At 63.3% G+C, this 25,003-nt stretch carries 18 protein-coding genes; 9 read left to right on the top strand and 9 right to left on the bottom strand.

Features of this window, described 5'->3' with window-relative positions; all coding sequences use genetic code 11:
- The first annotated feature begins 15 nt into the window (after positions 1-15).
- Positions 16-2,592: an ATP-binding response regulator gene (locus HF916_RS22170; protein ID WP_168790948.1), complete on the top strand. Its 2,577-nt coding sequence runs from the start codon at positions 16-18 to the stop codon at positions 2,590-2,592.
- A gap of 46 nt (positions 2,593-2,638) precedes the next feature.
- Here the strand turns inward: HF916_RS22170 and HF916_RS22175 are convergent, their stop codons facing one another.
- Complete coding sequence (locus tag HF916_RS22175) at positions 2,639-3,805, bottom strand: hybrid sensor histidine kinase/response regulator (protein ID WP_168790949.1); 1,167 nt, start codon at positions 3,803-3,805, stop codon at positions 2,639-2,641.
- A gap of 309 nt (positions 3,806-4,114) precedes the next feature.
- Here HF916_RS22175 and HF916_RS22180 point away from each other — a divergent pair, with 309 nt between their 5' ends.
- Positions 4,115-5,950, top strand: a complete 1,836-nt coding sequence (locus tag HF916_RS22180; protein ID WP_168790950.1) for an ABC transporter ATP-binding protein — start codon at positions 4,115-4,117, stop codon at positions 5,948-5,950.
- Positions 5,951-5,984: 34 nt separating this feature from the next.
- On the opposite strand, the gene HF916_RS22185 is transcribed toward HF916_RS22180, so the two are convergent.
- Positions 5,985-6,206 (bottom strand): hypothetical protein, encoded by a 222-nt coding sequence (locus tag HF916_RS22185; protein ID WP_168790951.1) that lies wholly within the window; start codon positions 6,204-6,206, stop codon positions 5,985-5,987.
- A 423-nt stretch (positions 6,207-6,629) separates the two neighbouring features.
- Here HF916_RS22185 and HF916_RS22190 point away from each other — a divergent pair, with 423 nt between their 5' ends.
- From HF916_RS22190 to HF916_RS22205, 4 genes are read left to right on the top strand one after another with little or no spacing between them, the layout of a single operon-like run.
- Positions 6,630-7,892, top strand: a complete 1,263-nt coding sequence (locus HF916_RS22190) for an efflux RND transporter periplasmic adaptor subunit (RefSeq protein ID WP_168790952.1) — start codon at positions 6,630-6,632, stop codon at positions 7,890-7,892.
- 15 nt (positions 7,893-7,907) lie between these two features.
- A complete protein-coding gene (locus HF916_RS22195) occupies positions 7,908-11,033 on the top strand; it encodes an efflux RND transporter permease subunit (protein ID WP_168790953.1) in 3,126 nt (1,041 codons plus the stop codon).
- Positions 11,030-14,350: an efflux RND transporter permease subunit gene (locus HF916_RS22200; protein ID WP_168790954.1), complete on the top strand. Its 3,321-nt coding sequence runs from the start codon at positions 11,030-11,032 to the stop codon at positions 14,348-14,350. The genes HF916_RS22195 and HF916_RS22200 overlap by 4 nt, the downstream gene beginning before the upstream one ends.
- The gene (locus HF916_RS22205; RefSeq protein WP_168790955.1) at positions 14,347-15,834 is read left to right on the top strand and encodes an efflux transporter outer membrane subunit; all 1,488 of its coding nucleotides are present in this window, start codon (positions 14,347-14,349) and stop codon (positions 15,832-15,834) included. Before HF916_RS22200 ends, HF916_RS22205 begins: the two co-directional genes overlap by 4 nt.
- 33 nt (positions 15,835-15,867) lie before the next feature.
- Here the strand turns inward: HF916_RS22205 and HF916_RS22210 are convergent, their stop codons facing one another.
- Together HF916_RS22210 and HF916_RS22215 are read right to left on the bottom strand one after the other, a co-directional pair.
- On the bottom strand, positions 15,868-16,701 hold the full coding sequence (locus HF916_RS22210; protein WP_168790956.1) for an ABC transporter substrate-binding protein: 834 nt from the start codon (positions 16,699-16,701) through the stop codon (positions 15,868-15,870).
- A 74-nt stretch (positions 16,702-16,775) separates the two neighbouring features.
- Complete coding sequence (locus tag HF916_RS22215; RefSeq protein ID WP_168790957.1) at positions 16,776-17,003, bottom strand: hypothetical protein; 228 nt, start codon at positions 17,001-17,003, stop codon at positions 16,776-16,778.
- A 278-nt stretch (positions 17,004-17,281) separates the two neighbouring features.
- Between HF916_RS22215 and HF916_RS22220 the strand changes: the two genes are divergently transcribed.
- From HF916_RS22220 to HF916_RS22230, 3 genes are all read left to right on the top strand, one after another.
- Positions 17,282-17,824: a hypothetical protein gene (locus HF916_RS22220; protein WP_206001839.1), complete on the top strand. Its 543-nt coding sequence runs from the start codon at positions 17,282-17,284 to the stop codon at positions 17,822-17,824.
- Between the two features lie 211 nt (positions 17,825-18,035).
- A complete protein-coding gene (locus HF916_RS22225) occupies positions 18,036-19,103 on the top strand; it encodes a catalase (protein ID WP_168790959.1) in 1,068 nt (355 codons plus the stop codon).
- A gap of 252 nt (positions 19,104-19,355) precedes the next feature.
- A complete protein-coding gene (locus HF916_RS22230) occupies positions 19,356-20,222 on the top strand; it encodes a helix-turn-helix domain-containing protein (protein WP_168790960.1) in 867 nt (288 codons plus the stop codon).
- Positions 20,223-20,362: 140 nt separating this feature from the next.
- Here the strand turns inward: HF916_RS22230 and HF916_RS22235 are convergent, their stop codons facing one another.
- The 5 genes from HF916_RS22235 to HF916_RS22255 form a co-directional block, all read right to left on the bottom strand.
- The gene (locus HF916_RS22235; RefSeq protein ID WP_168790961.1) at positions 20,363-21,634 is read right to left on the bottom strand and encodes an MFS transporter; all 1,272 of its coding nucleotides are present in this window, start codon (positions 21,632-21,634) and stop codon (positions 20,363-20,365) included.
- 153 nt (positions 21,635-21,787) lie between these two features.
- Positions 21,788-22,306 (bottom strand): GlcG/HbpS family heme-binding protein, encoded by a 519-nt coding sequence (locus tag HF916_RS22240; RefSeq protein ID WP_168790962.1) that lies wholly within the window; start codon positions 22,304-22,306, stop codon positions 21,788-21,790.
- Positions 22,307-22,575: 269 nt separating this feature from the next.
- Positions 22,576-23,325 carry an SDR family NAD(P)-dependent oxidoreductase gene (locus HF916_RS22245; protein ID WP_168790963.1) on the bottom strand — a complete coding sequence of 250 codons (750 nt, stop codon included), beginning with the start codon at positions 23,323-23,325 and terminating at the stop codon, positions 22,576-22,578.
- A gap of 169 nt (positions 23,326-23,494) precedes the next feature.
- The gene (locus tag HF916_RS22250; RefSeq protein WP_168790964.1) at positions 23,495-24,628 is read right to left on the bottom strand and encodes a porin; all 1,134 of its coding nucleotides are present in this window, start codon (positions 24,626-24,628) and stop codon (positions 23,495-23,497) included.
- Positions 24,625-24,993 (bottom strand): Rieske (2Fe-2S) protein, encoded by a 369-nt coding sequence (locus HF916_RS22255; RefSeq protein ID WP_168790965.1) that lies wholly within the window; start codon positions 24,991-24,993, stop codon positions 24,625-24,627. The genes HF916_RS22250 and HF916_RS22255 overlap by 4 nt, the downstream gene beginning before the upstream one ends.
- Positions 24,994-25,003: the final 10 nt, after the last annotated feature.

A 25,003-nucleotide genomic window follows, 5' to 3' on the forward strand; every position in this document is an offset into this window, starting at 1 on the left:
GTCACTGGAGGCCTGATGGTAATGCCGCGCGAGAGCATGCGGGACGTGCTGGAACGAAGCCGGTTTGCAATACGATGGGGCGGCGCACTGGGCCTCCTGTGCCACCCCATCTACTACGTAGTCTGGACGTATGTCCTGCCACAGCCTTACGACAATCTCTCCCTTCGATTGAGTGCGGCGCTCGTCTGCATTCCATTGATTTTCCAGGCGCGCTGGCCAAAGCGGTTTAATCATTACCTGCTGATCTATTGGCATTGCTGCCTGATCTACGTCCTGCCATTCGTTTGCACATTCCTCGCGATCAGAAATTCATTCTCCACCATGTGGATGATGACCGAGGTCATGATGATCTTCATCATGGCGCTGTGCATCGACAATCCGCTTTTGCTGATGGGCTGCATCGGCATTGGCGTGTTTTCCGGGGCGCTTGCCGCGGTGATCAGTTCGCCGGTTCCGATTGTCGTGACTGCGGCCGATCAGTCGAATCTCGCCTTGCTGCCGGTCGTCGTCCTGTGCAGCATGGCCTTCAGCCATGCGATCAGTAAAGGACGCATCTTCGTCGAAAAGAACCGCGCGTTGCAGGCTCTCGCCGGTTCGATCGCGCATGAAATGCGCAATCCTCTCAGCCAGTTGCGCTACGTGCTGGATCGCGTGGAAGAAGCCCTGCCCGCGACGATGGGATCCAACCGGCCGCTGGCACTCACGCACGACGGGAACGACAGGCACGACAGGAACGAGAGCGCCGCGGGGCTGTATCGCCATCTCGCCCAAGGGCAGTTGTCGATCGAGCGCGGCCTGCGCATCATTGCCATGACGCTGGACGAGGTCAGCGCCAAACCCATTCGCCCGGACTTCCTCACTTATCTGAGCGCGACGAGTACCACGCGTAAGGCGCTGGAAGAATACGGCTTCGGCGACGAAAAGGAACGCAGCAAGGTCAGGCTCGTGGTGCGGGAAGACTTCACCTTCAAGGTCGACGAAACCGTTTATCTGTTCACCCTGTTCAACCTGATCAAGAACGCGCTGCATCACATCGCCACGCACCCGGCGGCCACGCTCACCCTGACGATCGAGCAGCAGTCGGTCATGGTTCGCGACACCGGTCCCGGCATTGCGCCCGACATGGTGTCGCATCTGTTCGAGCCCTTCCGTACGGCGGGCACTTCGGGTGGTACCGGGCTCGGACTCGCCTACTGCCAGCGCGCGATGCGCGCCTTCGGCGGCAGCATCAGTTGCCGCTCGGAAGTCGGCAAGTTCACGGAATTCACGCTGCAATTTCCCGTCGTCCCGAAGAGCGAAATCGTGGACCACGAGCGGCAGATTTTTGAACGCGCCACGCCGATCTTCAAAGGCAGACGCATTCTCGTCGTGGACGACGACGCCGGTCAGCGCGCGCGAGCCTGTCGTGCATTGTCGAAAGTGGGCGCGCACGTGAGCGAAGCGGAAAACGGCGCGATCGCATTGACCGTGCTCCGGGAGTCGGCTCCCTACGACCTCGTGTTGATGGACATCAACATGCCCGTTCTGGACGGCTACACGACCGCCGAGAGAATTCGCGCCGGCCACGACTATCCAAGCTGGAATGTCCTGATTGCCGCCTACACGGCCGAGCCCGGAACGGTGGTGCGCGTGCTCGCCCGACGCGCCGGCATGGACGAAATCATCAGCAAATCCTGCAGCGTGCTCGAATTGATCACGACGCTCCAGGCGCTCTTCGAAAACGGCAACCGCCACCATCCGAGCCAGAAATCCGACGCGTTCTCCGGCAAATCGATCCTCGTCGCGGACGACGACACCTACAGCCGGCTGGTGGCCAAAGCCTATCTGGAGCGATGCGGCGCGAGCGTCGTCGAGGCCGAGCATGGGCAGGCCGTGCTCGCGCATCTGCAGGCAGACGGCGTGATCGACGCCATCGTCATGGATATGAATATGCCGGGAATGGGCGGACTGGAAACGACCGCGTCGATTCGCGCCCGCGCCGACTCGTATGCCACCGTGCCGATCATCGCCTTGACCAGCCAGTCCGATATCAAGGCAGTCCAGACCTGTCTGGCAGTGGGTATGAACGAAGTCATGATCAAACCGGTGCAAGCCGGCTCGCTCTACGCGTGCCTTGCGCGGCAGTTTGCCCAGCAACGCGGCTCGGCCGTGTCGACAGAAGCCGACCTATCGTCGACGCCGGCGGCCACGCCGATCGGCAAGCTGCCAATCGTGACGGAAAGCGAACTGCTCGACGAGAAACACCTCGAAGAGTTGGCGTCGCTCGATCTGCTCGACGAATCGTTCCTCAACGGCATCGAGCAGATTCGCCAGCTGGTGGCGCGGCTTGCGACCAGTGTCGCGGCCAGCGACCTCGAATCGACGCACGGCGCGTTGCACGTCCTGCTTGGTGTCAGCGGCAATATCGGTGCAAGAGCGCTGCATCAGTTCGCACGGCAAATCTATCCGCGCGTGGTGGAAGGCGAATGGCCGGTGGAAACCGATTGGCTCGCGCGCATCGGCATCTTGAGCGAGCGTTCAACCGATGCGTTGCAGACGTATTTCGCTACGGCCAAGGCACGCCGCGAGCATCGGGATTTTCTGAGCGACTAGGGACGATACGGGCGGCGAGGCAAGCGGCCATGCAAGCCTTTCGATTTCATCGCGAGGCCACCTGACTGTCGGACGGTTCTTCGTCGTCAGCGGTGTGCATGCGGCTATTGAAACTGGGAAAGCCCATGGTCACCGTGGTGCCCGCGCCGACCGTGGATTCGATCCGCAGGCATCCGCCGAACGATTGCATGATGCGGTTGCAAAAGATCATGCCCATGCCGTGGCCGCCGGCGCCGGCGTAAGTGGTGACCGGATCCTGCAGCAGACGCGCCTTGACCTCGGGCGCGATCCCCGGACCATTGTCGCGAATGCGGATCTCGGGTTCAGGGAACGCCACCACTTCGAGCCGCAACGAAGGCGCGCTGCTGCCGTCGAGCGCGCGCAGCGCGTTGGACAACAGCGAAGACAGCACGAGCGCCACGCAATTGGGCATGGCGTGCACGACAAAATCCCCCTCCACCTCGACCTTCACCCAATCGCGCTGCGACGCGACAAACGGATAGGTGTCGAGCAGCGTAGCGATCAGGCGCGTCGCTCTGACCGCGCGCGTGCCGCCGCCCGACGCGGACTTCTGCCCGCCGCTCTTGTGCACGGTCGCCCAGAACGACGAGATCAGCGTCAGGCAATACTGCGCGTTGTTCAGCATCGACTTCGCCGCGAGGCCGATCTCCCGCTGACGCTCCGGATCGTATTGTTCGGCCACGTCGTTCTCGACGGAGCGCGCGAACAGCGAGATCGTCGCCAGCGGCGTGTTCAGTTCGTGGGCAAGGAAAGCGAGCGTCTCGTCCATGGCCAGCAGCCGCTGCTGACGCGTTTCCCGTTCCGTGTAACGCGCGGTTGCGAGTTGCAGAACCTCGCGCACCATGTCCGTTCGCAGCGGCTTTTCGATAATGCGGAACACGTCGCCGGTATTGACCGTTTGCAGCAGCATGTCCTTGTCGGCATAGGCGGTCACGAGAATGCGCACGATTTGCGGATACTCCTGCGCCACCTGGCGCAGCAGATCGTCGCCGTCGCGGCCCGGCATGCGGAAGTCCGTCACCAAAACGGCAATCTCCGCAGCGTGCTTGCCTAGCACCGTCATCGCCTCGTCGGCGCTTTGGGCGACATACACTTTGTAATCGGCACTCATCGCGCGCGCGAAGTGGTTGCGCGACATCTCGTCGTCGTCGACGAAGAGAATGGAAAACGGCGGCTGCATAGGGTCACTCATCGCATTCCCAGCGGATGGCGGCGGGTCGACATTGAACGACGCCCACGTTGCGGATGATAAAAATGGCTTGCCGCGCGGCAAGCAACGGATCGTTTTGGCGTTTGGAAGTATAGGGCATCGCGTCTCGCGAAAAATGGGGGATCACCGCACAGCCTTATCCAATATGCATTAGCGCAAAGCAGACCGGCTCGCCGCGCACAACGGCACGTTGCTTGCGTGCGGACAGAGCCGGACTGATCCACTGTCGCCCGCGCCGCGGGATCGCACAGCATGGACGCCCGACACCTTCCACCAGGGGGAAGCGGTGTCATGGAACTGACCAACGATGGCGATGCCGGCCGGGCCGGGCGCGTGCGCAGACGGCGGCAGTCCCGCGTGCTGTCGCGATACGCCGGGCGGCCCATCCCGCTGATCTGGCGTTACGTAGCGCGCCGCAAGCTGGCGCACGCCGTCGTGCTGGCCAGCGTCGTGGCGGCAGTCGGCTGCGCGCTGGCGTCGCAATATGGGATCCGCAATCTGATCGACGCGTTGCCGGGCGGCCGCGCCCAGCCGCAACACGTGATTCACGCGTTTGCCGTACTGGTCGCGCTGATCCTCGCCGACAATCTCTTCTGGCGCATTGCCGGCTGGATTTCGGCGCGCACGTTCGTGGCCGTGACGGGCGACATCCGCCGCGAGATGTTCGACTATCTCACGGTGCACGCCCCCACCTTCTTCGCCGACAAGCAACCCGGCGTCCTGTCGAGCCGGATCTCGGCGACGGCCAACGCGGTGTACGTAATCGAAAACACGGTGGCGTGGACGGCCTTTCCACCGTGCCTGACCGTCGTCGGGGCGATCGTCATGGTCGGCGCGGTCAGCGTTCCCATGAGCCTCACGCTGGTCGGCATTTCGGCCGGACTGGCTTTCTGCCTGTTCCTGCTGGCCCGCAAAGGCACCTCCCGGCACGAGGCGTTCGCCGCGCAGGCTGCTTCGGTCGACGGTGAACTGGTGGACGTCATCGGCAATATGGGGCTGGTCCGCGCCTTCTGCGCCGTGGTGATCGAGCGGCGGCGCTTCGACACGCTGCTCGCCGCCGAAGGCGATGCCCGCAAACGCAGCCTGCTTTATCTCGAGAAGCTGCGCCTGTTGCACGCGTTCGCCATCTGCATTCTGTCGGCTTGCGTACTCGGGTGGACCGTGTGGCTGTGGAGCGTCGGGCGTGCGACGACCGGCGACGTCGTTCTGGTCGGCTCGCTGGGTTTCTCGATCCTGCACGGTTCGCGCGACATTGCCGTGGCGTTCGTCGACCTGACCCAGTATTTCGCCCGGCTTGGCGAAGCCTCGGAGACACTGCTGATCCCGCACGCCATGCCGGAACCGACCAGAGCGACGCCGCTCGAAGTCCGGCACGCCACCCTGGACTTCGAAAACGTGACGTTCGCGTATCCGGGCCGCCGCCCGGTGTTGACCGGTCTGAACCTGCATATCGGCGCGGGCGAGCGCGTCGGTCTGATCGGCCCCTCGGGGGCGGGGAAATCGACCATTTTCGCGCTCCTTCAGCACTTCTACGAGCCGGGCTCCGGGTACGTGCGCATTTCGGGCCAGGACATTGCGCAGGTCACGTTGCAAAGTTTGCAAGGCGCCATCTCGGTCGTGCCGCAGGACGTGTCGCTGTTTCACCGCTCGCTGTTCGACAACATCCGCTACGGTTGCCCCGATGCCACCGAGGCCGACGTGCGCCGCGCGTGCGAGGACGCTTACTGCCTGGATTTCATCAACGCGATGCCCGAAGGGCTCAACACCATTGCGGGCGATCGCGGCACCAAACTCTCCGGCGGACAGCGGCAGCGCATCGCGATCGCCCGCGCCATTCTGAAAGACTCGCCGATCCTGCTGCTCGACGAAGCAACGTCGGCGCTCGACACCGCATCGGAGATCGCCATTCAGGCGGCGCTCGAACGGCTCATGCAGCATCGCACCGTCGTCGCGATCGCTCACCGGCTGTCGACCTTGCAGTCCTTCGACCGGATCGTGGTGCTCAACCGCGGCCGCGTTGTTCAGCAAGGCACGCCGGCCGAACTGGCCGCCGTGCCGGGCATCTATCGCGACACGCTGGCGCGGCAGATCAGACGCACGCCTGCGCCGCGCCCCGATCTCATGTGATTCGAGACGCGGGCGACGGCGCAGGGTGTTTCTCTCACGCGCCCGCGCCCGCGCCAAACAGGCGGCGCACGAGTTCACGGCCGCGGCTGGTCAGCCGCAGCGTCGACGTGCCGCCCACTATCACACCCTCCTCGCGCCGGTCGATTTCGACCAGCTCGTATCGGCTCAGGGCGAGCACGTCGGGATCGATGGCCTCCGGACGCCGCCCGGTGCCCGCGAGACGCAGCAGTGTCGCGAGTTCATGATGGCTCAGCATCGGTTACCTCGTCGGTTGAGACTGGACAATGCCGACATGCTAGTTGGCGAGCCCGACATTCAGGCTACGGTTCTGTTGCGTCAAGTTACGCGGTTACACGTTGGCACCGCGCGCTTGCCTCGCTTGCTCCCCAATCACGGCCCGCGTCGTTGCTACTTTTTCCCGTATGGCCGCGCTCGCGCCTGGACAGACTGCACAGCGCCACGGCCCGGTCGACGGTAACAAATCGAAACGCCCGTCAAGGGACTGTCGTGAGAATTAGCTCCAGACTCAGATAGACTCTGTTCGTGATTGTCTGGATTCCTGTCGCCGGCAACGGCGATGCCCTATCCTGGGAGTTCGTATGACGCTCTTCGACAGCAATTGGCCGGGCCGTCCATCGACGGCGTTCGCCGGCTGCAACGGATCAGGCGGGAGACCGTCATGAGCGAAGCGTCGTCAATCCAGGTCAAGCGTCCGCGGCGTGGCCGCATCGTGCTCGCCATCGTGGTGCTGGCGCTGATCGCGCTGGTGGTGTTTCATCTGCTGCGCTCGAAGGCGCCCAAGCCCGCCGTGGCGCCTCAGGTCGTGACGGTCGCCGCCGCCACCACGGGACCGATGCCGGAGACGCTGAGCGAACTGGGCACCGTGACGCCCGTCGCCACTGTCACCGTGCTGCCGCAACTGAGCGGCTACCTGACTGCCGTCGGCTATCGCGAAGGCCAGGACGTGCAGAAAGGGCAATTCCTCGCGCAAATCGATCCGCGTCAGTACGAAATCAGCAAGCGGCAAGCGGAAGCCCAACTCGCCAAGGACAAGGCGGCGCTCGCGCAGGCCCGTGCCGATCTCGCGCGCTATACGCAACTGAATGAGCGCAAATCGATTGCCGAGCAGACCTATGCGGACCAGCGGTTTCTCGTCCAGCAGGATGAAGCGGCCATCAAGGCCGACGAAGCCAACATCGCGCAATTCGATCTCGACCTGATCTACTGCCACATCACCGCGCCGGTGTCAGGCCGGGTCGGGCTGCGTCTCGTCGACCCGGGCAATTACGTAACCGCGTCGAGTCAACCGGGCATTGCGGTGATCACGACCATGAAGCCGACCACCGTCGAATTCACCGTGCCGCAAACGGCGCTCGACAAGATTTTGCAGCGCACCAACGCCGGCGCGCAGTTACCGGTCAGCGTGTTCAGCAGCGACAATTCCCGGCAAATCGCCACCGGCACGTTGTACGCGATCAACAACCAGATGGCGACCGCAACCGGCACCGTCACACTGCGCGCAACCGTCCCCAACGACGATGAGGCGCTCTTCCCCAGCGAGTTCGTCAACGTCAAGCTGCTGGTCGACACACTGCAAAACGCGGTGCTGGTGCCGACGCCCGCGGTACAAAGCGGCGCGCCTGGCGACTATGTGTATCTGGTCAACGCCGACAACACCGTATCCGTGCGCAAGGTCACGCTGGGACCGGGCGACGGCCAGCATACGGTAATCACGACAGGACTCGCCGCGGGCAACGTGGTCGTCACCGACGGGATGGATCGCTTGAGCGACGGCGTGAAGATCAAGGCGTCGGCGGCGCGGGCGGGGTCGGGTGCCGCGGGCGCGTCGGCGGCAATGCCAGCGACACCGCCTGCCACCGCGTCCGCAGCACGCCGCACGCGTCCTGCGTCCGCGCCCAACGCGGCTTCCACGGCTTCGTAGCACGCCGCCCCGTCGATGAACTTCTCCCGCCTGTTCATCCTCCGACCCGTGGCGACGTCGCTGCTGATGGTCGCGCTCGTGCTCGTCGGCCTGGTCGCGGTGCGCTTCCTGCCGGTCTCGTCGCTGCCGGACGTCGACTATCCGACCATCCAGGTCCAGACCTTCTATCCGGGCGCGAGTCCGAACGTGATGGCGACCACCGTCACCGCGCCGCTCGAAGTCCAGCTCGGCGAAATCCCGGGCTTGCAGCAGATGGTGTCTTACAGTTCGGAAGGCGCGTCGGTGATCACGCTGCAATTCGATCTCTCGCTGAACCTCGACATCGCCGAACAGAACGTGCAGCAGGCGATCAACGCCGCCAACAGCTTCCTGCCGAGCGGCCTGCCCGCGCCGCCGACCTACGCCAAGGTCAATCCGGCCGATCAGCCAATCCTCACGCTCGCGGTCACGTCGAAGTCCATGTCACTGACGCAGTTGCAGGACACCGCCAACAATCGCCTCGCCACCAAGATTTCCGAAGTCCCCGGCGTCGGTCTCGTCACGACCGCCGGCGGCAACGTACCGGCCGTGCGCGTCGAAGCGGACCCGCAGAAGCTCGCCGCCTATGGCCTGAATCTCGACGATCTGCGCACCCTGCTCGCGAACGTCAACGTCAGCCAGCCGAAAGGCAATTTCGACGGTCCGGAGCTCGACTACACGATCAACGCGAACGATCAGATCGTGGACCCGCAAGATTATCTGGCCACGGTGATCGCGTATCAGAACGGCGCGCCGGTGTATCTGCGCGATGTCGCGCGCGTGAGCCAGGCCGCGCAGGACGTGGAACGCGGCGCGTGGTACAACGGCACGCCGGCTATCGTGCTGAACGTGCAGCGTCAGCCGGGCGCGAACGTGATCGCCACCGTCAACCAGATCATGAAGCAGTTGCCGGCGCTCGAATCGACGCTGCCCGCCGGCCTGCAAGTCACGGTGGTCGCGAACACCACGGGCGTGATCCGCTCATCGGTCTCGGACGCCGCGTTCGAACTGGTGCTCGCCGTCGTGCTGGTGGTGCTGGTGATTTTCGTCTTCCTGCGCAACGTGCCCGCCACGATCATTCCGAGCATTTCCGTGCCGGTCTCGCTGATCGGCACGCTCGCCGTGATGTATCAGCTCAACTATTCGATCGACAACCTCTCGCTGATGGCGCTGATCATCGCGACCGGTTTCGTCGTCGACGACTCGATCGTGATGATCGAGAACATCGTGCGCTATCTGGAGGAAGGCAAGACGCCGCTCGAAGCCGCGCTCGAAGGTGCCGGCCAGATCGGCTTCACGATCCTCTCGCTGACGGTCTCGCTGATCGCCGTGCTGATTCCGCTGCTGTTCATGGGCGGCGTGATCGGCCGGCTCTTCAGCGAATTCGCCATCACGCTCGCGGTGACGATCGTGATCTCGGCGGTGGTCTCGCTGACCGTCGTGCCGATGCTGTGCGCGCGCCTGTTGCGCGCGCAGGCGCAACGCCATCCGAGCCGCTTCGAGCGCATCAGCGAAGGGCTGTTCGACAAGACGCTCGCCGCGTACGAGCGCGGCCTGGTCTGGGTGCTCGATCACCAGTTGCTGACGCTGGTGGTCGCGCTGATTACCGTCGCGCTCACCGCGATCCTGTACATCGTGATTCCGAAGGGCCTGTTCCCGGTGCAGGACGTCGGCGTGATTCAGGGCATCAGCGTAGCCGACAACTCGGTGTCGTACACGGCGATGGTCCGGCGTCAAAGCGCCCTCGCCGAGGCGATTCTGAAAGATCCCGACGTGGTGTCGCTGACTTCGTATGTCGGCATCGACGGCACCAATCCGACATTGAACAACGGCCGCTTCCTGATCAATCTGCGCCCGCGCGACGACCGCTCGGTCACCGCCGAGGAAATCGGCCGTCGCATTCAGCAGGAAGTCGCCGACGTGCCCGGCATTCGCCTCTACCTGCAACCCGAGCAGGACCTGACGCTCGACACCTCGATCTCGCGCAACCAGTACAACTTCGTGCTGCGCGGGCCGAATCAGCAGGCCTTCAACCAGTACGTGCCCGCGCTGATCGCGCGCATGAAGCAGATTTCCGTGATCACGGATGTCACGAGCGATCTGAACACCAACGGCCTGAGCGTGAACGTCGAAGTGAACCGTCAGCTTGCCGCGCGCTACGGCATCACGGCGGCCACGATCGACAACGCGCTGTACGACGCGCTCGGCCAGCGCATCGTCTCGACCATCTTCCAGCAGTCCGATCAGTACCGCGTGATTCTCGTGGCGAAGCCCGAGACGATCCCTACGGTGCAATCGATCGGCAATCTGTATTTGCCGAGTCAAACCAGCAGCACCGGCCAGGTGCCGCTGTCGGGGATCGCGAAGATCAGCATCACGCAATCGCCGCTGTTGATCAGCCATCTTGCGCAGTTCCCGTCGGTCACGATCTCGTTCAACCTCGCGCCGGACGCGTCGCTCAGCGCCGCCGTGGCGCAGATCCGCGACGCTGAGAAAGCGGTGGAATTGCCGCCGTCGATCACGACATCGTTCCAGGGCGCGGCGCAGGCGTTCGAAGATTCGCTTTCCAGCGAGGTGTATCTGCTGATCGCCGCGCTAGTCGCCGTATATATCGTGCTCGGCGTGCTGTACGAAAGCTACATTCACCCCGTGACGATTCTCTCGACGCTGCCGTCGGCCGGCATCGGCGCTTTGCTTGCGTTGATGATCGCGGGCAGCGACCTCGACGTGATCGGCATTATCGGCATCGTGCTGCTGATCGGCATCGTCAAGAAGAACGCGATCATGATGGTCGACTTCGCACTCGAAGCGGAGCGCGTGCACGGCAAGCCGGCGCGTGAAGCGATCTTCGAAGCGTCGCTGCTGCGCTTCCGCCCGATCCTCATGACCACGCTCGCGGCTATGCTCGGCGCGCTGCCCATGTTGCTCGGCACCGGCACTGGGTCGGAACTGCGCAGGCCGCTCGGGCTTGCGATCATCGGCGGGCTCACGCTCAGCCAGGTGCTGACGCTGTTCACGACGCCGGTGATCTATCTGTTCTTCGACCGCCTCGCGCAGCGCGTGAAGAACCGGCGCCGCGCCGCGAATGACGGCGCCACCGCGCCGCCGGAGAACACGCCGTGAACATCTCGGCGCTCTTCATCCGGCGCCCGGTCGCGACCGCGCTGCTGGCGGTCGCGATCCTGATATCCGGCGCGCTTGCGTATTTCCGCCTGCCGGTGGCGCCGCTGCCGAACATCGCCTTTCCGGTGATCGCGTTGCAGGCGAACATGGCGGGGGCAAGTCCGGAAATCATGGCCGCCACGGTCGCCGAGCCGCTGGAACGGCGCCTCGCCACCATCGCCGACGTGAACCAGCTCACCTCGATCAGTTACGTGGGCTCGTCGATGATCATCGTGGTGTTTGGCCTGAACCGCGATATCAACGGCGCGGCGCGCGATGTACAGGCCGCTATCCAGGCCGCGCGCGCCGATCTGCCGACCACGCTGCGCAGCAACCCGACCTATCGCCAGTACAACCCGGCCGGCGCACCGATCATGGTGCTCTCGCTGACCTCCGACACGCTGACGAAAGCCCAGCTCTACGACTCCGCCGATTCGGTGATCCAGCAGCAACTGTCGCAGATCGACGGTGTCGGGCAGATCACGCTCGGTGGCGGCGCGTTGCCCTCGGTGCGCGTCGAGTTGGAGCCGGGCAAGCTGAACAGCTACGGCATCGGCCTCGAAGACGTGCGCGCGGCAATCGGCGCGGCCAATGCGAACAGCGCGAAAGGCCATGTCGACCAGGGCGAGCAGCGCTACGTGGTGACCTCGAACGATCAGATCAGCAAGGCCGCGCCGTATCGCGACGTAGTGATCGCCTATCGCGACGGCGCGCCCGTCTTGCTGCGCGACGTCGCCCAGGTGCGCGACTCGAACGAAAATATCCGCAATGCCGGGCTCTACAACGGCAAGTCGGCCGTGCTCGTGATCGTCTATCCGACGCCGGGCAGCAACGTGGTGCAGACGGTCGGGCAAATCCGCGCGCGCCTGCCGATCATCGAGGCCGCGTTGCCGAGCGCGATTCATGTGAACGTCGCCATCGACCGCTCGGAGTCGGTGCGCTCCTCGGTGGCCGACACCGAGCGCACGCTGTTCATCGCGGTGCTGCTGGTGGTGGGCGTGGTGTTCGTGTTTCTGCTGTCGCCGCGCGCCACGCTGATTCCGGCAGTCGCTCTGCCGCTGTCGATCGTTGGCGCCTTCGGACCGATGTATCTGCTCGACTATAGCATCGACAACCTCTCGCTGATGGCGCTGACGATCGGCACCGGTTTCGTGGTCGACGACGCCGTGGTGGTGCTGGAGAACATCGTGCGCCACCTCGAAGCCGGGCTCGAGCCGAAAGAGGCCGCGCTGCGCGGCAGCGCCGAGGTCGGCTTCACCGTTATCTCGATGAGCCTCTCGCTGATCGCCGTGTTTTTGCCGATCCTGCTGATGCCCGGCATTGTCGGGCTGCTGTTCCACGAGTTCGCCGTCACGCTATCGATCGCGATCATTTTGTCGCTCATCATCTCGCTGACCATCACGCCGGTCATGTGCGCTTATCTGCTCAGCCACGAACGCACGATGCATTCAAAGGCACGCTGGGCACGCTGGGTCGAGGCGCAGTTCGAGCGCTTCAAGCAGGCGTATTCCCGCTCGCTCGCGGTGGCGCTCGATCATGCGCTCGCGGTCGTTCTGCTGCTGATCGGCCTGCTCGTGGCCAACGTGTTCCTGGCCCGCCTCCTGTCCGGGACGTTCTTTCCGGAGCAGGACACCGGCATTCTGATCGGGCAGATCATCGCCGATCAAAGCGTCTCGTTCAACGCCATGGAAAAGAAGCTCGCGCAATTGCAGTCGATCGTCAAGCAGGACCCGGCGGTGGCGTCGGTCGCGGGCTTCACCGGCGGACGCGCGCTGAATACCGCCAACGTGTTCATCGAACTGAAACCGCTCGCGCAACGCCATCTATCGGCGACGGAGGTGGTCAACCGCTTGCGGCCGAAGCTCAACGCCGTCTCCGGCGCGCGGCTCTTCCTGCAGGCGCAACAGGATCTGCAGATCGGCGGACGCCAGGCCGCGGCCGAATACCAGTACACGCTCTCCAGCGACGACGCCAACGCGCTCTTCACGTGGGTGCCGAAACTCGTGACCGAACTCGGCAAATACCGCGGCAAGATGGAAGACGTGAACTCAGACCTGCAACAGAACGGCTTGCAAACCTACGTGAACTTCAGCCGCGCGACCGCCACGCGCTACGGTTTCCAGCCGAACCAGATCGATAACGTGCTGTACGACGCTTTCGGCCAGCGCACCGTGTCGACCATTTACAACCCGCTGAATCAGTACTTCGTCGTGATGGAAGTCGCGCCGGCCTATTGGCAGTATCCGCAAGCGCTCAATCAGATCTACCTGAGCACGGCCGCAGGCAACGCGAACGGCACGCAGCAAACGCAGATGTCGCGCGCCACCGTCAAAGCCGTGCAACAGGCGGCAGCCATCAGCAGCGCGTCGAGCACCAACGCGAACACGAATTCGCAGAATACCGATGCCGAAGCGAACCAGCAGACCAACAGCATCTCTAACAGCAAGGGCGGCAATTCCAGCGGCAGCGCCGACAGCACCGCGGCCGAAACCATGGTTCCACTGGCCGCGCTAATGACCTTCTCGAACAGTCACACCGCGACGCAGGTGAACCACCAGAGCGGCCTCGTGGCCGGCACCATCTCGTTCAATCTGCCGACCGGCGGATCGCTGAGCGAGGCCGGTCAGATCATTGCGCAGGCCGAGCGCGACATCGGTATGCCCGCATCGGTCCAGGGCGCATTCGCGGGCGCCGCGCAAGCGTATGCGCAGTCGATGGGCGCGGTGCCGTTGCTGATTCTCGCCGCGCTGGTGGTGGTCTACCTGGTGCTCGGCGTGCTGTACGAGAACACGGTGCACCCGCTTACGATCCTGTCGACGCTGCCGTCGGCGGGCATCGGCGCAACGCTGGCGCTGCTGATCTTCGGCACGCCCTTTTCGGTGATCGCGATGATCGGCATCATTCTCCTGATCGGCATCGTCAAGAAAAACGGCATCATGATGGTCGATGTCGCGATCCAGTTGCAGCGTCATGACGGCATGAACGCGCGCGATGCGATTCACCAGGCCGCCGTGGTGCGGCTGCGCCCGATCATGATGACGACCGCGGCCGCGGTGCTGGGCGCCGTGCCGCTCGCGATCGGCATCGGCCAGGGCGCGTCGCTGCGCCAGCCGCTGGGCGTGACGGTCATGGGCGGCCTGCTCGTGAGCCAGGTTTTTACGTTGTACACGACGCCGGTGATTTATCTGTACCTCGACCGGCTGCGCGCGCGACTCGCGAAATGGTCAGCGCGCCTGCCGTGGAATCGCCGCGGCGAAGCACCGGATACGAGCGCATGATGAAGACGATCTCCCTCACCCGACTGGCCGGCGCGATGCTGGTGTTATCGACTGTGATGACAGGCGGCTGCACGGTCGGCCCCGACTATCATCGGCCGCCCGTCGCGACGCCTGCCACGTGGAAAGAACTGCCCGGCTGGACCGAGGCGCAGCCCGCCGCCGAGCGTCCGAAAGGCGACTGGTGGACGGGCTTCAATGATCCGCTCATCGATCAACTCGAACCGCTCGTGTCGGTGTCGAATCAGACCGTGCGCCAGGATTACGCGAACTACCAACAGGCGCTCGCCGAAGTGCGGCTCGCGCGCAGCGCCCTGTTTCCGACCATCGGCGTGACCGGATCGGCGACCCGCGCGCGGTCGGCGACCGGCGGTCTCAGCAGCAGCACGCTTGGCGGCGCGAGCGGCTTTCAGCGCGTGAACAACGCCGGCTCGCTCGAAGCCAACGCGAGCTGGGCGCCTGATTTGTGGGGCCTCGTGCGCCGCAACATCGAGGAGAGCGCCGCCACCGCACAAGCCAGCCAGGCCACGCTCGCGAACGCCACCCTCTCCGAGCAGATTGCCTTGGCGAGCGCGGTCATCAATCTGCGCGTGACGGATGCGAATATCGACTTGCTCACTCACACCGTCGACGCGTTCGAGCAATCGCTGCGCGTCGTCGCCGACCAGGACAAGGCCGGCACCGTGCCGCCTTCGGACCTGGTGAGCGCGCAGACGCAACTGGAGTCGGCGCAATCGAGTCTGATTGCATTGGGCGTCGCACGAGCGCAATACGTTCATGCGATTGCCGTGCTGGTCGGCAAAAATCCGGAAGAGCTGGACGTCCCCCAGAACACCACGCTGCCGACGCTGCCATCCACGCCGGTCAGCGTGCCGTCCACGCTACTGCAGCGCCGGCCCGACATTGCCGCCGCCGAGCGCCTGATGGCGGCGCAGAACGCCGCGATCGGCGTGGCCGTGGCCGCGTATTACCCGACGATTTCCCTATCGGCGCTGGACGGCTTCACGCAGTCGCCGTTGGCCGGCCTGCTGCATATCTCCAACTATGTCTGGTCGTTGGGCGGTCAGGCGAGCGAGACGCTGTTCGACGGCGGACAGCGCAGCGCGCAGGTCGATGCGGCGAAGGCGTCTTATGAAGCGGCGGTGGCCGCTTATCGCGGTACGGTTTTGACGGCGTTTCAAGGTGTGGAGAACGATCTTGCGGGCTTGCGGATTCTCGCGCAACAAGCCGAGGTGCTGGAGCGCGCCGTGCGCGACGCGACGCGCGGCACCGAGATCGCGCGCAATGAATATCAGGCGGGGACGGTGGACTTTACGACGGTGGCGACTGCGCAGACCACTCAGTTGAATCTTCAGCAGACTGCATTGAACGTGCAGCAAACGCGGCTGCTCGATGCAGCGTCATTGATCGGCGATCTGGGCGGCGGCTGGTCCGATAGCGAACTGAGAGATCCGCGCAAGGCGGGGCAACAGAACGCATCGCCGTGAGGCGGTCTCCTCCGCACATGATGCGAGGTCGCGCTAGTCGTTCTCTTTCGCCACCACCGCGCCGGCGATCTGATGCCGTGCCAGCGACGCCGTGACGAAGCCGGACGCCTTCATGTCCTCGACGAATTTCGACAGGTAAGCGGCGGCCTCATCGCCTTTTGCTTTGGGTACGCCCATCGCCTGACGAATCACCATGAAGCGCTGATCCAGTATCCGCAGCCCGCCCGTTCTGGCCGCGTCCTTTTCGAGTTGCTGCCTGACGCCGGCGGCCACGTCCAGATGCTGATCGAGAAAGCCCTGCACGACCGCGGGCGAAGTCGGAATGCGGACAACTGTCGCGTGATGTAGCTCGCGCGTCAGAAACAGATCGTAAGCGCTGCCTTTGCCGACCGCGACCGTCACGCCGGTTTGATCGACCTGCTCGTTCGTAGTGATCGGTGAACCCTCGCGCACCAGATAAAAACCCTCTATCAGCACGTACGGCTTCGTGAAGGCGATTTCCTGTCCACGCTTCGGATCGACGGCGAAGAAACCGATGTCGGCCTTGTCCTGCTCGACGTTCTCGACCGACGCGCCCGCCGACTTCACCGCGACCAGTTGCAGCGGCACGCCGAGCCGTTTGGCGAATTCCGTGGCGAGATCGACGGACACGCCGACGGGTTGGCCCGTCGCCGGATCAAGCGCGGCCAGCACGGGGTTGCCGAGATTGATCGACGCGCGCAACGTGCCGCTCGGCGCGAATGCGGCGGCCATCGATGCGCTGGCTGGTTTTGAAGTGGTGGCTTGCGGAATGCTCGCGTCGTTGGGTTGCGCGAATGCGGGCAAGACTGCGCTGGATACCAGGAGGGATGCCAATATTCTGAGCATGCTGCTGTGTCGTTCCATGTTCGAAAGTGTAGTTGCCAGTGCACGCACGCGCTTCCGCAGCGCTCGATATCTCATCAGGATATCGAAGCAAGCATGTTCGACAGCCGTCTGATGTGAGCCTTGAATGCGTCGCTTGCCTCACGGTCGCTGGTGGGATTCAGATGCGAGGTCTCGGCGAGTTGAGCCTGCTCGTGGAAATCGTTAGCGACCGCGCGTCGCACGTCCGGTGGCAACGACCGCACGATGGAGACCAGTAATGCCTCTTCGGCGTGGATCATGCCCAGAATCGAATGAGTGTCCATGGAAACAACTCCGTTGATGGCGCGATAGGTCCAATCTAGCACGCTCCGCGCCGAGTATTCCGGTTACTTCCGCATACCTCTCGTTACAAACCGCCAGCGGCCGGTTGGTTATCATGTGCGATCGCATCGCTCTGAGCACCCGTTGGCAAATTATGAGGAATATCGGAAAAGCATTGGTAGTCGGTTTGGTGCTTGCAGAAGTCGCCTTCACCGTCTACCTACTGTCCCCAAAAAGTGATCCGTCGACCCGCGAACCCGGCGCCGTTACGGACGGCTCTGTGGCGCTGGCTTCGGATAAGGTTCAGTCCGGCACCTTGCATGTGACCGCCGACAACGCAATCGGCGCGCCGTCGCCCGGCGCAAGCGCGAATGACGCCGCACGCGTCCCCGCGCAAATCCCCGCTCAATCTGTGCAGGGACACATCACGTCTGCGCCTGCGCCCGAACCGTCAACGGAGCACGCCGCGCAACTGCCGCGGCAACAGGCACAACCGCACCCGCAAACCGTGCCAACGCCCGCAGTGGCCACCGTCCTCGCCGCCACCGATTCAAAAACAGCCACCGCCGTGCAACCCGGCCGCGGCCGTGACGGTCTGTATCGCCGCGATTCGAATTCGGTTTCGTCCTCGGCAACGGACGAACTCGTCAAGGAATCCGCCAAGCTCGATCCGGCGCTCCCACCGCCTGAGCCATTGGCGCACGATGATCAGCCTCATCGCGGCTCGAACGCGGTAGGGGCCGCGATGACGGAACAACTCGTCAGAGAGTCCGCCAAGCTCGATCCGGCATTGCCGCCGCCGAGCTCGTCGAGCATGCACTAATTGGGTGAACCACCGCTTGCGCGACCGCAGCGACCGCGGCGACCAACGTGATCGCCGCGATCACACGCCGGCTGCTCAAGCGATGATGCGTTCGATTGCGCCGTAGTCTACGATGTAGTGCACATCCATGCGCTCCAGCAGCAGCACGATTGCTATCCCAGCGCAGGCTTAGACGCATTCCCATCGCAGCGAACCTTGATGGAGGACGAGCATGGCCAACGACGCCCCCGACAAAGCAGAACGTGGCACCGGCTGGATCGACCAGCCCGAAAATGCTCAGGCGATCGCTCTCCTCGTCGAAAAAATCAAGGCGCAGCAAGCGACGATTGCCGCCAGCAGCGCGACTCATCTGGACGGACGCGTCGACCGTGGTCAGCATCAGAAGCAAACGCTCGGCGCCTTTGGCACGCTGCGGATCTTCGAAACGATACCCACTGCGCTCAAGCATGGCCCTTTCGCGAAACAGGACGATCTGGAGCGGTCGCTATGCTATCGGGTCGCCTGCCGCTTTTCGAACGGCCAGCCCTGTCCTTTTTCCGACCAGGCCGCCGACGTTCGCGGTGTCGCCATCAAGTTGTTCACCGCCCAAGGCATTGAAACCGATCTCCTCATGACCAACGAGGGTGGCCGTTCGCACGCGCGAAACGCGGTGCAGTTCATGGACTTCGCCGATATCCTCGTCGCCCAGATCGCCAGAGGCGCGCTTGGGGCATTGGAGCAGGCGTCGATCGAACTGTTGAGCGGCAAACTGGGCCCCGTCGAGACGGCCCGTATCGTCGCAATCCTCGCCAGGGAAACGACGCTGCACTCCGTCGACAGTCTCACGACCGAGCGGTTCTGGGGCTCGGTCGCCAAGCTCGGCGCCGCGGCCATCAAGTACTCGCTTCAACCCGAAGATATAACCGTGCAAGGGACGAATGGCGACCGCCACGGCGACGACTATCTGCGCGAAGACCTGTTGAACCGCTTAAAAGCCGGTCCGCTGAAATGGCAACTCTGCGTGCAGTTCTTCGTGGATGAAGAGAGCACGCCGGTCAACGATGCATCGGTGGTATGGGCGGGGACGCCGATTGCGATAGGTGTGCTGGAGATTGCGTCACTGCCCTCCGCCGACGACGAAGCGCGCATCAACCAGATGGCATTCAACCCGGGCAACGGCTTCGAACCGCTCGGCATCACGCACGCCCGCAAGGACGTTTACGCGGCTAGCGCCGCGAACCGCAAAGAGCGCGGCGTATTGTCGAGCGAGGAGGCACGCCGGTATATAGAACCCATGTGAAGCTTCCTGTTCAAGCATAGCGACGCTCTGCGACTACCCACTTCCGCTCGACCCAACTTGCAAATAGCGGCGACGTCAGCACGTTTTTACTCATTGACGCATCTCCTCTCATTTGTTTAAGTAGAGCTTACGAGAACAATGTCTCGATGTCTTCGGCATCGAATCGAACCGCTTACCCAAGCGTCTTTTTTTGTTGAGTCGAAGGACCGCGTCTGCGCACGGTAGCCGAGGTTCATCGAGGAGAAGTGTGGCATGACAACAGTACCAACCGACGGCGACAAGCCCGTCTGGATCCTGCAGGGAAGCTTCGGCCGGGCAACGGTGAATTTCATCAGCCGTCCGCTTGTGGCTCACGCGCATTCTCAATACCAGTTCCTCTTCAAACTCGGCGGAAGCGATTGCCCGTTCCGAATCGGCGCTCAAGACTGCACGCTCAGCGCCGAACGCGCGATCTGCCTGAACCCATGGGTCGAACACGCGAAGGGCGGCAGCGACGACCAACCGTCATTGATACTTTCGCTCGTTATCGAGGCGCCGTGGCTGCGTGCGCGATTGCAGCTCGGTGAAAACGGTACGGCGAACATCTTTCCAGAACCGCTCGTCGTGGTGACACCCGACGTCCACCACCACGTGGAACGCCTTGCCGCTGCGATCACCAATCATCTGGTGGCTCAGGACGACGGCTGCATGAGCATTCTCGAAGATCTGATTACCGCGCTTGGGCGTGACTTCGCAGACCCGGCCCTGACCGCCGGCATTACGCCGTCGGGCCGGCCGGTCGACTTCCGGATCCACAAAGCGCTGAGCTTCATCAAACACACTTCGCTCGCCAATCCGACGGTGGCAGAGGTGGCCGCGCAGGTCGGATTGTCGCGTTCGCGCTTCTTCGAACAGTTCCGCCGCTGTATGGGCGTTTCTCCGCAACACTATATCGACTGGGTTCGTATGTCGCACGCAATCCAGTTGCTGGGCACGAGCGACAAGCCGCTGTCCGACATCGCCGCCGAGCTCGGCTTCGAAGAGCATAGTCACTTCACGCGCTTCTTCTCGCAGCATATGGGCGTCCCGCCCAGCGAGTTCCGCAGGCGCTCGGTAAGGCTTAACGTGCACGCCGGTTAATCAATCAAATCGACTTGCTGCCGCCGTCGTTCGACGAGGCAGTACGCGACCGCCACGTTGTCTCTTCGGCTGACACAAGACGCTTCATCACTGGCCAGCAGGCAAACGCCTTCACAGCCCCTTCAGAACGCCAGCGCTTTCTAGTGCTCGGCGATCGCGACGCGCCCAACGTATCGAGGCGCGCCGCGACCCATCAGCGACAGGCCGCATAGCGTAACGATCGCCGCAGCGGCCGGCACAATGGCGGTGAGCAAAATCTCGCGGGCCGGCCAACCGCGCGACAGCAACGCGCCGCCGATAGCGGGACCGACGAACGATCCGACGCGCCCTATTGCCAGCCCCCAGCCGACGCCTGTCGCCCGCATCTCGGGCGGATAGAAAGCGACCGCCAATGCCGTTTGACCCATGATGCCGTTGACGAGACCGCCGCCGATTACACCGATGAACAGCAGCACGAGGCCTTGCGATGCGGCGATCTGACTGAGACCGGCCACGCAGACGATCACCAGCATGACGCCCATGGTCAACGCGGATTTCACGCGGACCTTGCCGGCTAGCGTCATCGCGGTGACGGCCACCGTCATCAGAATATTGCCGCTCAGGCCGCCGATGCTGAAAGCCGCCATGCCAACCGGCGCACGGTCCGCGGAAAAGCCGAACGATGGCAGCAATGTGGGAATCCAGAACAGCAGCGCGTACACGTCCATGAAAATCAGGAACGAGAATAACCAGAGCAGGCACGTGTATCCGGCAAGCCCGTTCCGGAACAACGTCTTCAGTGAATTCACCGGCCGCTTTTCCTCGGCTTCCCGATTAATGGACGAAGCGTGCGGCAGAACACGGAAAAACAACGGCACCAGCACGAAGGGGAGCGCGCCGCCCACGACAAAGATGGCTTGCCAGCCGAAGTGGCGCATGAGAGGGCCACCTGCAATTCCACCAATCACGGCGCCCACCGACATGCCGGTTGTGACGAGCAGCGAAGCGGCGACCTTATGCCTTACCCCGATCAGGTTCGCCGATGCCGTGATAGCAATGGGCAGCGCCGCGCCGAGTCCGATCGCCGCAACGAGACGCATGGTCGACAGGCTTGCGATATCAAACGCGAACGCTGTCGGCAGCGTGCCGCCGCCAAACAGCACAACGCTCGCCACGCCGATTGCGCGATGCCCGAAACGGCCGGCGAGCGGCCCGACAATCACGAAACCCAATGCCGCGCCGATGTTAGTCGATATGAAAACAGGCGTGAAAAACGACGGTGCCTGCCGCCATTCAATCGCGAGTCGGGGAACCACAAACGAGATCGAGGTGGTGTTGAATCCGTCGAATACGATCACGAGAAAACATACGAGCAACGCCAATATTTGGCTGCGCGAGACGCCCCCGGACGGCGCCTGCTGGTTCGACTTCATCAACTTTTCCCTGCAACGCAAGCGGGCGAGAAACGCGTGACTGCGATGTGTGCAGCCCACATGCCTAGTCCTGCCATGACGACCGGCATTTGGCGCTGTTCTGTATGTCGAGTCATCAACCTTCTCACTTCTGGTTCAACGGAAAAGAACCATTCATCGCGTGCTAGTCGCGCCGATGGCTTCGATTGCGTCCTTGACGGCCTGCTCGTCGACCTCCGACGGTGCACCGCTGGCGCCCAGCGCGCCGACCAGATGACCGCCGATGAAGATCGGCAGCGCGCCTCGCGCCGGCAGGAACGGGGCGTAGTAGCCGGCGGCGGACATATTGGTGTATTCCGACGGGTTGTCCTTGAAGCGCTGCTCAAGCGTTGCCCCCGCCTGGCCGCCCAGTGCCACCGAAGCGAACGCCTTGCCCCGCGCGAAGTCGACGCTGGCGAACGGCGCGCCATCCATCCGCGCCGCGGCGATCAGATGTCCGCCTGGGTCGACTATCGCGAAGCTCAATGCCAGCTGGTGTGACTTCGCAGCCGCAGTCGCGTTATCGAGCAGCCTCGTCGTCGCCGCGTAGCTCAACGAGTAGGTATCGACCGTTGCGGAATCAGGCGGCGTCGACGATGCCACGTCGGCCGCGCTTGCGGCATGAGCGACGTATCCGCCACACAGCGTCGCCATGGCAAGCCATCTTGCCAATCGATGTGGAAAGGGTAATTTCAGGGCCGTCTCCAACGTGTTGTATTCGCGTGCGCCTCTTCAGTCGAAGCGTACGCCGGCAAGTGAAGACCGCCGTGATCAAAAGGCCCGCGGATTTACCACTGAGTCCGATAATTTTTTCCGATGCCGCGTTGACTGCCGGCTCGCGAAACGGCGAGCCCCGCCTCTTTTTGTTATCGACGCCGCGTCGCATGCCGTGAGGCTCACGTGGGCTACGCCGACCGGCGTGCTCAATTCAGGCGGCGCCCACCGTCGACGACCACGGTGACGCCCGTGCTGAACGTCAGATGCGTCGCGCACGCCTCGATGGCCGAAGCCACGTCGTCTGGCGTGCCGATGCGGCGAAGCGGTGTCGTCGCCGCGACTTTCTCATTGAAGTCGGCGCCGCGCCCGGGCACGAACGTCGTGTCGACCGCTCCAGGGGATACGTTCAACACCCGAATGCGCGGCGCCAGCGCCCGTCCCAACGAAGCGGCCATCACGTCGAGCCCTGCTTTGGCGGCGCAATAGGCGATATTGCTGCCCTGCCCCGTGGTCCCCGAGATGGACGAAACGTTGACCACCAGACCATCGCCGCTTGCATCGAGTAGCGCACGGAAAGCGCGGATCGCCGCAAACTGCGCTCGCCAGTTCACGGCAAATATCTGGTCGATCAGTTCGTCGGTGAGTGCATCGAGATTCGCGTGCGGCACGGCCTGCGTGATGCCAGCCGTATTCACCAGCATATCCGTGCGCCCATAGTCGGCTTGCACTTTCAAGGCCAGATCGTTAAGCGCGCTACTGTCGGTGATTGAAACTGCCGCGGCGAGATGGCCGCTTCCTGGCAGCGAGTCGACAACCGCTTGCGCCTTCTGCAAATTCGCATGGCTGGTCACGACGATCCGCGCGCCCAGTGCCGCCAGGCGCCTCGCCGTCGCACTGCCGATACCGCCGGAACCGCCGAGTATCACGCAGACTTTCCCTTCCAGAGACTGTGCCATGTCAACACCTACGCATGAATGGAATACCGACTGTCACGCCGCGTGCGCGACGCCGTAACGACCGGGTCAGTGAGGCCCTCAGGAATGGTATCGTCTCCCGGGAAGTGCGCCTGACAACCACTTTCGAAATTCGGACAATCCCTGGATCAGGCCCCGGCCGCCCGGATCGTCAAAAGCTCGTGCGCAAACCAATGCGCGCGAGCGTCTGCGACCGGTTGCTCGCCGCACCGTCCGGTTGCAGCAGACCGTTGATCCATGCCCGCGTCACAGCCGCGTCGCCACTGGCGCGCTGATAGATCGCTTCGACATAGGCGGTGGTGCGTTTCGAAAAGCTGTACTGCAACGCGGTGGTGACCTGTTGCGCCTTGTTGTTCAGCAGCACGTCGTTGCCCTTCATGTACGCGTAGTCGAGACCGAGCGTCCACGGACCTGAGATCGTCCACGACGCGCCGCCCTTGTAGACGTCGATCTTCGCGCCGCTCGCGGTATTTTTCGTATTGGTGTAGAGCAACATTCCCAGCACGCTGCCGAAGTTGTAGTGCGCGCCGAAGCCGAAATTGCGGATGCCGTCGTGACCGTCGCCCAGTTGCGGATACTTCACCTCGACATACGCGGCGCCGATGCCCAACGGGCCATTTGCATAGTTCGCGCCGAAGCTCATCGTCGAGTCCGACGAGAACGAGCCGGGCACGCCACCGAATCCATAGAGCGCACCGAAGGTGAAACCCGAGATGTCCGGGCTGCGATACTTGACCGAGTTCCCCACGCGCGTCGCGCCCGCCATCCGGTCGAAATCGAATGAACCGGTCGGATTGTTCGGCACACCCAGCGCGGTAAACGGCCCCTGGCGAAAATCGTAGATGCCGCCGAACAGGAACGCGCCGTCATACAGACCGAGCGTCAGCGTTTCGAACATGAAGTCGTACTGGTTGCCGAACGTGAGCGAGCCGAAGCGGTCGTTGGTGAGACCGACCAGCGCCGTGCGGTTGAACAACTGCCCTGCGCCCGGAATGGTCGCGCCGCTGCCCAGGTCGAACTGCGACGTGAGTTCGAAAATCGCCTTGTTGCCGCCGCCCAGATCTTCGCTGCCTTTGAACGTCAGCAGGTCCGGCGAGAGCACACCACTGTCGAACAGCGTCGCGGCGCCGCCATGCTGATTGTTCACATACGTGACGCCCGCATCGATCACGCCTTGCAGCGTCACGCTGCTTTGCGCGACGGCGATACCTGGCGCGATACCCGGCGCGATGCATGCAAACGTGCAGCCTGCGATCGCCAGGCGCTTCGGCTTCCTGCTTTTCATAGCTGTCTCCTCCAGTCGTTGTTGAATATCTGTCGTTGTTCGATGCGGATGTCGACCGGTGTGAGCGATGCGCCCTCACACGGTCCATCGATGCACACGCCGTCTTCGAAGCGGAACATCGCGCTGTGGTGCGCGCACATCAGCAATTCGGCGTCGTAGGCCCAGAACGTGTTCGGTTCGTAGTTCAGTGGAATCGAAAAGTGCGGGCACATGTTGCGGTAAGCCCATGCGTCGTCGCCGCGACGCAGAACCACGATGCCTGGCACGCCGGCATGGTCGGCGGGGATTTCAAGCGCGCCGCCGTCGGGAATGTCGTCGAGCGCGCAGAGAAAGCCTTGGTGAGGTTCAGGATTCGCGGCGTTCATCGCGTCGCCT

Source organism: Paraburkholderia aromaticivorans (assembly GCF_012689525.1).
Classification (GTDB): domain Bacteria; phylum Pseudomonadota; class Gammaproteobacteria; order Burkholderiales; family Burkholderiaceae; genus Paraburkholderia; species Paraburkholderia aromaticivorans_A.

Coding starts and splice junctions, on each gene's coding strand:
- HF916_RS22230 (WP_168790960.1), top strand. CDS start 19,356: ATGACAACAGTACCAACCGACGGCGACAAGCCCGTCTGGATCCTGCAG.
- HF916_RS22225 (WP_168790959.1), top strand. CDS start 18,036: ATGGCCAACGACGCCCCCGACAAAGCAGAACGTGGCACCGGCTGGATC.
- HF916_RS22190 (WP_168790952.1), top strand. CDS start 6,630: ATGAGCGAAGCGTCGTCAATCCAGGTCAAGCGTCCGCGGCGTGGCCGC.
- HF916_RS22245 (WP_168790963.1), bottom strand. CDS start 23,325: ATGGCACAGTCTCTGGAAGGGAAAGTCTGCGTGATACTCGGCGGTTCC.
- HF916_RS22235 (WP_168790961.1), bottom strand. CDS start 21,634: ATGAAGTCGAACCAGCAGGCGCCGTCCGGGGGCGTCTCGCGCAGCCAA.
- HF916_RS22240 (WP_168790962.1), bottom strand. CDS start 22,306: ATGGCGACGCTGTGTGGCGGATACGTCGCTCATGCCGCAAGCGCGGCC.
- HF916_RS22255 (WP_168790965.1), bottom strand. CDS start 24,993: ATGAACGCCGCGAATCCTGAACCTCACCAAGGCTTTCTCTGCGCGCTC.
- HF916_RS22170 (WP_168790948.1), top strand. CDS start 16: ATGGTAATGCCGCGCGAGAGCATGCGGGACGTGCTGGAACGAAGCCGG.
- HF916_RS22180 (WP_168790950.1), top strand. CDS start 4,115: ATGGAACTGACCAACGATGGCGATGCCGGCCGGGCCGGGCGCGTGCGC.
- HF916_RS22205 (WP_168790955.1), top strand. CDS start 14,347: ATGATGAAGACGATCTCCCTCACCCGACTGGCCGGCGCGATGCTGGTG.
- HF916_RS22185 (WP_168790951.1), bottom strand. CDS start 6,206: ATGCTGAGCCATCATGAACTCGCGACACTGCTGCGTCTCGCGGGCACC.
- HF916_RS22215 (WP_168790957.1), bottom strand. CDS start 17,003: ATGGACACTCATTCGATTCTGGGCATGATCCACGCCGAAGAGGCATTA.
- HF916_RS22250 (WP_168790964.1), bottom strand. CDS start 24,628: ATGAAAAGCAGGAAGCCGAAGCGCCTGGCGATCGCAGGCTGCACGTTT.
- HF916_RS22175 (WP_168790949.1), bottom strand. CDS start 3,805: ATGAGTGACCCTATGCAGCCGCCGTTTTCCATTCTCTTCGTCGACGAC.
- HF916_RS22210 (WP_168790956.1), bottom strand. CDS start 16,701: ATGCTCAGAATATTGGCATCCCTCCTGGTATCCAGCGCAGTCTTGCCC.
- HF916_RS22195 (WP_168790953.1), top strand. CDS start 7,908: ATGAACTTCTCCCGCCTGTTCATCCTCCGACCCGTGGCGACGTCGCTG.